Annotated in this window: 10 protein-coding genes and 1 tRNA gene; 7 read left to right on the forward strand and 4 right to left on the reverse strand. The window is 43.9% G+C overall.

The window, feature by feature from the left end; all coding sequences use genetic code 11:
- Positions 1 to 306 precede the first annotated feature (306 nt).
- Positions 307 to 1320: a diguanylate cyclase GefA gene (gene gefA / locus J4N43_RS22935; protein WP_017635511.1), complete on the forward strand. Its 1014-nt coding sequence runs from the start codon at positions 307 to 309 to the stop codon at positions 1318 to 1320.
- Between the two features lie 90 nt (positions 1321 to 1410).
- On the opposite strand, the gene J4N43_RS22940 is transcribed toward gefA, so the two are convergent.
- Positions 1411 to 1989 carry an aldolase/citrate lyase/malate synthase family protein gene (locus J4N43_RS22940; protein ID WP_005374156.1) on the reverse strand — a complete coding sequence of 193 codons (579 nt, stop codon included), beginning with the start codon at positions 1987 to 1989 and terminating at the stop codon, positions 1411 to 1413.
- A gap of 174 nt (positions 1990 to 2163) precedes the next feature.
- On the opposite strand from J4N43_RS22940, the gene J4N43_RS22945 reads away from it, so the two are divergent.
- Entirely contained in the window at positions 2164 to 3720 is a 1557-nt protein-coding gene (locus J4N43_RS22945; RefSeq protein ID WP_005384164.1) for a DUF3612 domain-containing protein, read from the forward strand.
- Between the two features lie 387 nt (positions 3721 to 4107).
- On the opposite strand, the gene J4N43_RS22950 is transcribed toward J4N43_RS22945, so the two are convergent.
- The gene (locus J4N43_RS22950; protein WP_062730844.1) at positions 4108 to 5463 is read right to left on the reverse strand and encodes a diguanylate cyclase; all 1356 of its coding nucleotides are present in this window, start codon (positions 5461 to 5463) and stop codon (positions 4108 to 4110) included.
- Between the two features lie 132 nt (positions 5464 to 5595).
- Here J4N43_RS22950 and J4N43_RS22955 point away from each other — a divergent pair, with 132 nt between their 5' ends.
- Positions 5596 to 6201 (forward strand): alpha-ketoglutarate-dependent dioxygenase AlkB family protein, encoded by a 606-nt coding sequence (locus J4N43_RS22955; RefSeq protein ID WP_053349380.1) that lies wholly within the window; start codon positions 5596 to 5598, stop codon positions 6199 to 6201.
- 69 nt (positions 6202 to 6270) lie between these two features.
- Positions 6271 to 7359, forward strand: coding sequence for a DUF3541 domain-containing protein (locus J4N43_RS22960; RefSeq protein ID WP_005384167.1), 1089 nt, complete (start codon positions 6271 to 6273; stop codon positions 7357 to 7359).
- Positions 7360 to 7413: 54 nt separating this feature from the next.
- Here the strand turns inward: J4N43_RS22960 and J4N43_RS22965 are convergent, their stop codons facing one another.
- The gene (locus tag J4N43_RS22965) at positions 7414 to 8622 is read right to left on the reverse strand and encodes a NupC/NupG family nucleoside CNT transporter (RefSeq protein WP_053349381.1); all 1209 of its coding nucleotides are present in this window, start codon (positions 8620 to 8622) and stop codon (positions 7414 to 7416) included.
- Between the two features lie 412 nt (positions 8623 to 9034).
- On the opposite strand from J4N43_RS22965, the gene J4N43_RS22970 reads away from it, so the two are divergent.
- The 3 genes from J4N43_RS22970 (at position 9035) to J4N43_RS22980 (ending at position 9909) form a co-directional block, all read left to right on the forward strand.
- Positions 9035 to 9217 carry a hypothetical protein gene (locus tag J4N43_RS22970; protein ID WP_021035910.1) on the forward strand — a complete coding sequence of 61 codons (183 nt, stop codon included), beginning with the start codon at positions 9035 to 9037 and terminating at the stop codon, positions 9215 to 9217.
- Positions 9182 to 9265 (forward strand) — tRNA-Leu (locus tag J4N43_RS22975). The genes J4N43_RS22970 and J4N43_RS22975 overlap by 36 nt, the downstream gene beginning before the upstream one ends.
- Positions 9266 to 9297: 32 nt before the next feature.
- The gene (locus J4N43_RS22980) at positions 9298 to 9909 is read left to right on the forward strand and encodes a DUF2913 family protein (protein ID WP_005384170.1); all 612 of its coding nucleotides are present in this window, start codon (positions 9298 to 9300) and stop codon (positions 9907 to 9909) included.
- Positions 9910 to 9987: 78 nt separating this feature from the next.
- Here J4N43_RS22980 and J4N43_RS22985 read toward each other — a convergent pair whose 3' ends face one another.
- A complete protein-coding gene (locus J4N43_RS22985) occupies positions 9988 to 11388 on the reverse strand; it encodes a tryptophanase (protein WP_005384172.1) in 1401 nt (466 codons plus the stop codon).
- Between the last annotated feature and the right edge of the window lie 251 nt (positions 11389 to 11639).

Consider the following 11639-nt stretch of genomic DNA (forward strand, 5'->3'; position numbering starts at 1 on the left):
ACGGAGACCCTGACGTTAAGCCTTTTGATTTACTTGCTTTTATACGAAAACGAGAGTTTGACGATCATTAGGTTACTAACGTTTACACGGAATCCATTTGCTGGATATCTCAAAACACGCAATACCACCAAATGCCTGTACATGTTTCATACTGATATTTTATAAAATTCGAATCCAACGGTATTGATCACGATCTTAATCACTCATTTTCTATATAAACCATGCAAAAGTGATAAAAATTAAAGCGACATTAGTTAATATCCGTTAATCTAAGCCCAATCCCATTTTGCTAGTACCATCGCAGAAATGACCGACGAGTTTAAGAAATCAACCGCTAATTTAAAAAAAGCGGTCCCACTGATGATCAAAAACCATGTTGCTGCCACGCCAGCCAACTACGCGCTTTGGTATACCTACGTTGACAAGACCATTCCAGAACTCAACTTTGAGTTAGACATGGTGTTAGAAAACTACGGTATTTGCCCGCCAGCAACCAATAAACAGCTTTACAACAACTATGTGGCCAGCAAAGCAGAAACCAGCCTTGAAGATCTTAGAACCAATGTAGAAGTTCTGCTACATGAAGTATCCAGTTCAATGAGCGATACAATTTCAGATACTTCCTCCTTTTCTGAGATGGTAGACAAAAGCTTTAATAAACTGGAAAAAGTTGAGGACAATAGCCTAAGCATTGAAGAAGTGATGGTAGTGATTCGTCAACTTGTCGCAGAGTCACACGAAATTCGTCACTCAACAAAGTTTTTGAATAGCCAATTGACTAACGCGAGTGAAGAAATTTCTCGCCTCAAAAACCAACTGGCTGAAGTACAGCAAGATGCGTTGTTCGATGGTTTGTCAAACCTATACAACCGCCGAGCATTTGACAAAGATCTCTCTTCACTTATTGCATCAAATCAGGCAATGACCTTGATCATGCTTGATATCGATCATTTCAAATCATTTAACGACAATTACGGGCACCTTTTTGGCGATACAGTATTAAAAGCCATTGCCCGCCGGCTACAACAAAGTTGTCGAGATGGGATATGTGCGTACCGTTTTGGTGGTGAAGAATTCGCGTTAATTGTACCTAACAAATCTCTGCGAATTGCTCGCCAATATGCAGACACACTACGCCGGATGATAGAAAAACTGCGTATCAGAGATAAGCGCTCAGGCACACAAGTTCACAGCATTACCGCTTCTTTTGGGGTAGCAGAATTTGAGCTGGGTGATACGCCTGAAGCCTTAATCAATAAAGCCGATAAACAGCTTTATGAAGCAAAACAACTCGGTCGTAACCGCGTGATGCCAATTTAAATAAACTGGCTAAGCGAAAACGACTTTTATGATGAAAAAGAAAACCCCGCGCTGTAAAGTGCGGGGTTTTTATATCCAATCATGAGTATCTTAATCGACGCTGTAACAGTAACTTAGAATGTAGTCGTCACCATTTTTTGCGGTATATTCTTTATCTTCACTGCATGCCATCGGCTTACCTTTTTTGTCGCCTTTGATTAGACTTATCCAATGGCGCATCGCGGTTGGTGCATTGCCAGTTAGTTCAGGATGAAACGTCGTGCGAGTTTCCAATTGAATATCGTCAATGTCCACTAATTCCACGCAACCAGTGCCTTTGTGACAGCCAAACAGCACTTCTACATGATTACCCGAATCATCTTTAAACAAAATCGATTTTGGATCTTCCTTTTCACCAGTGTACGCCACGAAGTGTTTTGGGCTTTTCAGGCCGCTGTGTGTACCGTCTTTGAAATAAGCCAAAACATGGCGGTAATCAATCACGTAACTTGATACATCTTGGTGCGACCCGTTCTCCAATGGGAACATGCGGTCAAGCAGTTGCTTCGCTTTTACTTGTTTCTCACTCTGCTGCTCAGCACTTACCGCTTCGACGGCAAATACGGCTTCAGCGATAAATGGGCGTTGTTGTTGTTGCATCTCTTTTTTATCGAAGTTCAGCATATTCATCGTCATATCCTCGCACTTAAAAACTCGTCCTAGAGTAAAAACTTAAATCCTTTATTTAAGTTTCAGGCAATTCTGTGAAGTGGATGGTTAATTTCCTTGCCTGCTCATTATGTAGACTAGCGAAATATTGACTACAATTTCACAACAAAAATTTTACAATGTGAATTTTACAAAATGTCTGTGTCAAAAAGCCTTATTCGTCAGTCTCATTTTCTTGGTACAAAAATTCGTAACCTAAGAAAAAACAACCATTTAACGATGGAAGATTTGTCTGCCCGTTGTGTAAGAATTAATCCAGAGTACGCTCCTTCGGTTTCTTACCTTTCGATGATTGAGCGCGGAAAACGCGTACCGAGTATCGATATGCTCGAAGTGATCGCGGAAGTTTTTCAAAAAGATCCGGCGTGGTTTTTAGATGATGAACCCGAATTAGAAGCCATCACACCCAACAAAGGAAATCGTGGCGGGATTAGTGGCATGGCGTTGGAGCCGAGCTTCCTGTTTTCCAATGATATTCTTCAAATCGCGATACCAGAAATGCTCTCCCAAACAGGTATCACGGGGCGTCAATTCGCCCACTTACTGATCCGCGCACACCAAGAAAACCATCAAAACCATTTTCCTGATTTAGAGCGCGCCGCCGAAGAGGTCGGCTTGAAGCGGCTGAATCTATCTGTAGAAGATCTCGTAGACATTGCAAAGAGTATGGGATTGGATATCCGCTGGGTAGATCGAGCGCCACAAGATGTGATTGATGAACTGGGCGTCAGCGCCAAACAGTTGATTACGTCTTTCATGGAGCCACCTGGGACTATTTATCTCAATAAACGAATGCGTGACTATCCAACCCGATTGAAGTATGACTTGGCGGTATATATCGGCCATCGAGTGCTCCATAGCAGCGATGCAATGAATAACGTTTTATCTATCGGGCATCAAAACAATTGGGAGCAAATGGACAGCCCTGTGTCGAACTCTGAACTCAATTCGCAAGATATCCTGCAAGCTTGGCGTGATTTTGAGTCCAGCTTCTTTGCCGGTGCCCTACTCTGCCCCAAAGTACCCTTTCGTCAGTTGCTTGACCGTTCTGGTTACGAGATTGATGTTCACAAAAAGGCGGGGGTTTCTCCTTCCGTTGCAATGCGTCGCATGACGGTGGTCTCGCCTTACCCTCATTGGCACTATTTTGATGCCTATGGCCCTGGCAAGTTAAAAGCCGTGTATCGCGGAAATGGTATTCCATTGCCTTGGGGCAACATGCGCAAAGTGAACGACCCTTGCCAGCACTGGGCCGTATTCCGACGCCTTTCCCAGCCTTTGGATACCAGTTCAGCGCAAATTTCGATTTTAAATGTTGGCGACGAGCCACGTATCTACTGCTGCGAATCGGTCAACGTATTTGATCCTGCGGGGAATAATCGCGTGCTATGTGCCGGTATTGATCTTAACCCTGCCATTTCTGCACAAGGTGGCGATGCCGTTTCCATAGCGGAAGAACTTAAGTCCCTTTGTGTCGCTTCCGGCGGAAGTAGTGTTATTCCTCCCCACATCAAAAAAGACTTAACGACTATCGCTAAGATATTAAACATCAACTGGATAGAGCGCGGGATTCAAACCCAAGCAAGGTTGATCTGCTCCAGAGGGGCGGTTTGTCCAAGACAACCTAGTTGTTACAGCAAGTGCGGAGAAGCTGATGAGACGGGCAACGACGTGAATATCATCGGTCTTTAGAAAGAAAAAACGCCAATCACAATATACGTGATTGGCGGTATATACTTGTGAACAATTTGTATTCACTAACAACGTCAGTTGGCTAGGTGACCCTCGGCTTAATAAGGGTCACTCTAAGTAAAGCACGATGCGTGCCAACTTTAAAAAAGCCGTTTTTTAGTAGATCCAGATGCATATCGTTGCTTTATTAACCATTAATTTCGCAAACTGCATTTGCAAAATGCAACATTATGCAAATATGCCACTTAATGCACTGCTAATAACGACTCTCTCAGCAAAGTGTCTGTGAACATATGAAGTCACATATTCTTGTACCCAAATGATGATGAGATTTCGGGCTCCCAACTTTACCATTCTTCTAACCCCTTATTGAAACTGGGTTCAGGCTCATCCGCCATGCTTTTGTTGATACATTCTCTCATCGGCTAGTTTCATCATTTGCTCAGAAGATGACATTTTCGGGTCAAATATCGCGTACCCAATACTGGCTTTCAAATAGATAAGCGTTTCATCGTAAATGACGGGCGTCGAGCATAGCGCTAATCGAAGTTTTTGTAGAAGGGACTGAACATTTTCTTCCGTTCCTGGGTGATGAACTACAACTAAGAACTCATCACCGCCCATTCTGGCCACGATGTCTGATTTACGCAGAGAGCTTTTTACCCTTTCAGCCGTAGCGATTAAAACTTTGTCACCTGCGTCGTGACCATAGGTATCGTTAATGTGTTTAAACCTATCTAGGTCAATATTAATTAAGGCGAAGCTATAACGCTTTTTATAACGTTTCGCTATTTCGAACTGCTGCTTGTAAAACTTCATAAAATAGCGACGGTTTGGTAAATTCGTGAGTTCATCGTGTAAAGCTCTGTCATCTGCAATGGTATACAGTCGATAAATGGCGAACAGCGCGAGGCTAAGTGCGAATATAATGGGATAGCCGATTACTCTAGCTAAATGCAACTGATGCCAAGAGATTTGGCGATCAGCTTTGCCTCCAGAGAAAACCACCATACTCCACCCACCATAAGGAAAATGAACCATCTCTTTTGCATATACCATGCTATTTACACTTTGCGCGCCAAAGAAAGCATCACCAAATGAGCCACCGCTATCGTAACCACGGATCATTAAAGGGTAACGATACGAGAAATCAATTACGCCGGTTTCTCTCATCAGAGCATCGAAATCAATCACCGCACTGATCACTCCCCAGTAGTCCTGATTCATTGGAGGATCAAGAAAAACAGGCACACGCACGATCAAACCTCGGCCACCTTGAATCAAAGTCACTGGCCCTGCGATGAAAATTTCTTGTACATCCTTGGCTTTTTGCACCTGTACCCACTGCTGTGGCACTGCGCGGTAATCAAGGCCGATTAGGCGCTCATTACCTTGGCGTGGAAATACATGACTAATTACATCATTTTTCGCGATACCGATGATTGTAATATGTTTACTTTTATTTAGGATTCGGTGAGCGGCGATACTCAATTCTTCTTCTTGGTTTTTAGGAAGTAACGTAATGAGTGTCGCTAAAGTACTGGCTTTGTAGATATCCGCCATAAGTACCGCTTCCAAATTGGAACGGAGAATGGAAAGTTGTTCTTTGGCCTCAACTTGAACTCGCTCTTTGTGAAGCTCTTGCTGGTTTCGATTTAACAGCTCGATAACCCCAATACACAAAGCGAAAAAGGTGAGGAAGAACAATGCAAAATAGCATCGTTTTCTGGGTAAATAACGCATTTTCTCCCCACAACTCGTATACAACTACGAGATTTTTTATTTATTGTTAAAATTCTTATTATCACAAGAATAACCAATCATAATCAGAAAGGTAACAGTGATTGACAACTTTTATGTTTTAGGTGTGAGATGATGCATCAACAAGGCGATTTATTTGGCGGCGATCTATGGCAAGAAGTAGAAAGAGGAAAACTTTATTATGATCCTCAATTTCTTAACCATCTTGAGGCGGATAATTACTTTGACCAACTTCGAAAGACACTGCCATGGCACCAAGAACACATTACTATGTTCGGCAAGTCAGTACTTCAACCTCGCTTACAAGCGTGGCACGGTGATGCAGCATATACTTACTCAGGCTTAACCATGCAGCCTCACCCTTGGACTCCTGAGTTAACTCAGCTCAAAGTGCGTTGTGAATCAGTTGCTGATGTCACTTTTAATTCTGTTCTCGCTAACTTATATCGACACGGCCAAGACTCAATGGGCTGGCACCAAGATAATGAACCAGAGTTAGGTAGAAACCCTGTTATCGCATCTTTGAACTTAGGTGAAACACGTCGATTTTTGCTTAGAAATTTACATTGTAAAACTGAGATTGAATACGAGCTTTCTCACGGCTCCTTACTGATTATGGCTGGCGAGCTACAGCATCACTGGAAGCACTGCGTACCAAAAACCGCGAAAACCAAAGATGAACGTATCAACCTGACTTTTAGGCAAATTTTTAACTATTGACTCAGCTTTTACATTCTCAATTAATATTGATGGTAGGTTTAGGTTCAGGACTTCATAGGGAATGGATTTATGCGTATTAAACCTCTTAGCTTAGCGGTCTTACTCTCTTGCTCACTTACCTTTGCAGCTCAGGCATCACAGGAAGAGGTACCGCTTCTCGATAATACTCAATCAGCGCAGTTGATTCGTAGTACCTACGAACAGGAACTGTTCACTTTCCCGGCGTTTAAAGAGGGCCATTTTGGCTTACGCATGTACCGCCAAACATTAGATGAGAAATATCACGCTGCCATTTGGACCGACATGGCACAAGTAGCCAGCCGGTTAAACCAATTTGCTAATGAAGTTGTTGAACCAGAAGACATCATTCTCTATTCATCTCAAAGGCTGACCACGTATCAAGAGAAAGAAACCGAACGAGGGCAGCGACGCTATACCGTGACTAAACACCATCCTGAGTACCTTTATCTTGGTGTGGATTTGCTTGGCGCAATGGCAAGAGCAAACGAATACGGCCTAAAGCATAAACAAGACAAAACGCTGAGAAAAATTATTAGGCGCTACGATTTCTCGCGTTACGTTACGGACAAAGAGATGATAGAAGCATGGGCAGCTCAGCTTGCAAACCAAGTCTACTGGCTTCGTCAGTTAGGAGAGCAAGATGTGGTCGAGGAATTCACTCAAACCTTCCGTGACACCTACCCCGACGATAAAGATAAGATGCTTTCAGCTCAGCAGTATTGGAACAAACTCTATGGTATGACGCACATCATCTTTGCCGATTCACAGTATTATCAGGAGCGAGTAAGCGAGAAGAAACACCAATGGATTTATGATTACTTTCGCAACAATATCGACACTATCCTACTGCGCGCCAAAGAAGACGTGATTGCGGAAGTCGGCATTTCGTTTTTGTTAGCAGGCTTGGACCATGATCCGGTCGTAAAGAAAACCCGCCAAGCCATTCGTCACGCAATCAACGCAGAAAAAGGGATGATTCCGTCGGTCGACGGTAACTTTGATCTCAAGTACGGCGAACACCGTAACGTACTAGCCATCATGCTGCTCGATTGGAAAGGGGTACATAAAGCGCCAACTTATCAAGAGCACCCAGAGGCTTTTAAATCGATACCTTACGGCTTAATGCCCAAGCCTTAGAAATAACAAAACCCGCCATTTAGGCGGGTTTTTAGTGTGTATCTTCAATCTAAATTAGAGAGAGATAAAAATGCCCGCTAAGCACGCACTCATCAGGTTAGCGAGTGTACCAGCAGCAACCGCTTTTAGGCCTAGACTTGCAACATCTTTGCGGCGCTCAGGTGCCATCACGCCGATAGAACCCAACTGAATCGCAATTGAGCCAATGTTCGCAAAACCACACAACGCAAAAGTGATAATAATTTGAGTATGCTCAGACAGTGTCGCTTTGTGCTGCACAAAATCGATAAACGCAACAAACTCATTCATCACCACTTTCTGACCAATGTATGAACCCGCAGCTAGAATTTCGTTGCTTGGCACACCAATCAACCACGCTAGAGGTGCAAACAAATAACCAAAAATCGCTTGTAGCGTTACGCCAGAGAAACCAAGTATCTCGCCCAAGTTTTCTAGCCCCGTGTTCACCATCGCGATAACACTCACGAAAGCGATAAGCATGGTACCAACAGCAACGGCAACTTTCATACCGCCCATGGCACCGCTTGCTAGCGCATCAATAACGTTACTTTCTTCTGATTTATCTAGCTCAATATTGTTGTAATCGCTTGGCGTTTGACGCTCAGGAACGATGATTTTTGCCATCATCAAACTACCTGGTGCTGCCATAAAGCTTGCCGCGATCAAGTATTTGAGGTCGACACCCAAACCAGCATAACCACCAAGCACACTGCCCGCCACTGAAGCCATACCACCAGCCATCACGGCAAACAGTTCAGAGCGAGTCATGTTAGAAAGAAATGGACGAATAAGAAGTGGTGACTCGCCTTGAGATAAGAAAATGTTCCCTGTTGCAACCAAAGACTCTGCTTTACTCGTACCCAAGAACTTCTGGATAGCGCCGCCAATAAATTGAATCACTTTTTGCATAATGCCCAAATAGTAAAGGGCGGAGATAAGAGCACTGAAGAAGATGATGATAGGAAGGACACGGATAGCGAAGATAAAGCCAGAAGAAGCGAGGTCACCAAAGAGGAATTTAATCCCTTCATCAGCAAAGCTGAGTAGCCCCGCGACACCATTACTTAAACTCGCCAGCGCCGCTTGACCCAACGGGAAATAGAGCACCAAAGCAGCAAACCCCATTTGTAGCATCAAGGCGCGAGATACAGTTTTCCAATTAATGGAAGAACGACCCTCAGAAAGTAGGAAAGCACAACCTAGCAGTGCAACAATACCAAATAGACTAAATAGAACACTCATGAGCTGGACCTACTAAACGTTGAAAAAGAAAAAAGAGCCAAAGGAATTGGCAGAAGAAAGGGACAACGCAGCGAGTGATAACTCACTTTTAGATCCAGAATGTAGACAGAACGAATAGTTCGACATCTTATTTTTACCTTATACAAGCAATTGAACGTAGCTGGTCCGGTCCGTGGGGTCATTCACTGCTGGCGAGCATGTTGCTTGGCCTGCTCCATGTGACGGCTTGTATGGGTAAGGGTCCTGAACAACTAAACCCTAATTCCCGCTTAAACGGGACGCAAGTATAGCCAACAAAAAGAGATATTCATCACATTTATTTACGCAAACGTTCAAGCGTTCAAAATTTAGGCAAAAGTACTCTTTTGTCGTCATACCATTAATAAAAGTAAGGGCATAAGGATAGGCGTTGATGGTAAAAAACATAAAAGTGACCAATAAATATGCAATCAAACTCGAAAGAGCCAAAATTCGTCATTTTGCTCTCGCCAACAGGTGGATTTTGGTTATAATTCGCGTTGCTTCTTTCGAGGCCTCTGAGTATTCAGAGCATCATGATGCCGAGATGGTGAAATTGGTAGACACGCTAGCATGAGGTGCTAGTGCCTTTGGTGTGAGGGTTCGAGTCCCTCTCTCGGCACCATTATCCTTCTTCCCTAATTTTGTTCGAGTGTAATGCAAAGTTCTAAGCAGGCAAGACAGTCTACAGATGCTAACCAACTTCTGAGTGAGCTTGCGGTTCACGCTTTATTACACCTGCACTTTAAAATTCACGCGTCCTCGCATGGCCTCTCCCTTAAAGAACGTAATGACTTACTTCAGAAATGGCTGAAACCAAAACTGAAGAGTAATCGCTATAAGCTGATTAAAAAGCCGTTAAAATCTTTGACTCAGCAGGCAAAAGGTGAGAACGGAAATCTGGAAGAATTACTCGAGCGCTGCGTCGGTGCAGACAAACCCAGAAATCCTCAACCCGATCTAGATAGCTACTTGCTGCTGATCAACGAGATTGAGAAGAAACTGGGGACTACCGTGTTATTATCGCGACCGGAAGACGTCGACTTATCTCACGACCAACACGGCTGTTTGCTGTGTGTGCTTTCTGAGAACTTAAATCAGCACTTCGATGATAATAACGCCCTAATCGCTCCTATTTCGATGCTGTTCCGCGGACCAATGAGTCAACGCTCACTTTTCCTTGGCAGCATTTACGCCAGTGGTACCTTCAATTATGAAGTGCAGTATCAAGACGACCAGTTCGTTCGCATCACATTAGAGTTAGCGTAACTGTAACGCTAAGAAATAAACGAATCGAAAAAGGCCGTGAAACTCGCGGCCTTTTGCTTATCTAGATTTAAACTTGAGTTAATCGATCTCTTTAAATCGAGCAGTAAAGTGGCGCAGCACTGGTGGCTCGTACTCGAAAGTGAGCCCTTTTAACTCATGTGCACGATTTTTCAGTTCGATAATCGCATCCGCAATGTAATCCATATGATCGTTTGTGTAGACACGACGTGGAATGGTCAAACGCATCAACTCAAGCTCTGACGCTTTTTGTTTACCCGTTTCCGGATCTCGACCAAGCAGCAACGATCCTATCTCTACTGCTCGAATACCCGCTTCCAAGTACAAAGCATTACACAATACCTGCGCAGGAAACTGATCCGCTGGAATATGTGGCAAAATCTTAGCGGCATCCACAAACACCGCATGACCACCCGTTGGGTATTGAATCGGAATACCGCCTTCACGTAAGCGCTCACCTAAGTATTGAACTTGGCTAATTCTATAGTGAAGAAAATCCTCATCCGCGGCTTCATACAAACCGCGAGCGAGCGCTTCCATATCACGCCCAGCCATGCCGCCGTATGTCACAAATCCTTCCATGGGTACGCAGCGCGTCTGCACCGCCTGGAACAACTCCTTATGATCACGAATACAACACATGCCACCAATGTTTACCATCGGGTCTTTCTTAGCTGACATGGTGAGCATATCACCGTACTGGTACATCTCACGGATGATTTCCAGAATCGATTTATTCTCGTAACCCGCTTCACGCTGCTTGATAAAGTAAGCGTTCTCACAGTAACGAGCCGAGTCAATCACCACTGGAATATCGTACTTGGTTGCAATCTCGTACACACTGCGCATGTTTTCCATCGACACAGGCTGACCACCGGAGCTATTACAAGTAATCGTGGTGATAATTGCACAGATGTTATGCGAACCGTGCGCTTCAATTGTTGCCACCAGCTTATCGATATCAAAATTGCCCTTCCAATCATAAGGCGTAGTGGTGTCGAATGCTTCTTCCGTTACCACGTTAATCGCTTTACCGCCATTGAGTTCAATGTGACCCGCTGTGGTATCAAAATGGTAGTTCGAGATAAATACTGGCGTTTCGCCACCACGCACCTGACGCATACGCTCAATCAAAGCGGGGAACAAAATTTGCTCGGCACCACGCCCTTGGTGTGCAGGCACGGTGAGCTTATAACCGAAGAAGTGCTCCACTGCATCACACAGGTTGTAGTAATTTCGACTCCCCGCATAGGATTCATCCCCCATCATGATGCCAGCCCACTGATTATCACTCATGGCACCAGTTCCTGAGTCAGTCAGCAAATCGATATAAACATCATCACTACGAAGAAGAAATGGATTATAGCCCGCTTCTTTTAACGCGACTTCACGGTCTGCCAAAGTCGTCATTTTGATTGGCTCAACCATTTTGATACGGAAAGGTTCTGGAATACGTTTCATTGTTAATTTCCTTATACGCATTGCCCTACGCAGTTTCACGTAAGACTAAAAAACAAATAGATAGAATGCTTTTCAATGCGATTGCATTGAGGAAATCAACGAGAAGAGATTTTACTAAGAAGAGACAAGCAGTAGTCTAGGTTATACCAGAACGACAGCACCAAACGGCTATCGAGAATATCCTTTATTCTCATCGTCTTCGTCCTCCTGATAAAAATAAAAAGTCAGAAACCCCATGTGTCTGACCTTTT

The sequence above is a fragment of the Vibrio sp. SCSIO 43009 genome (assembly GCF_023716525.1).
Taxonomy (GTDB): domain Bacteria; phylum Pseudomonadota; class Gammaproteobacteria; order Enterobacterales; family Vibrionaceae; genus Vibrio; species Vibrio alginolyticus.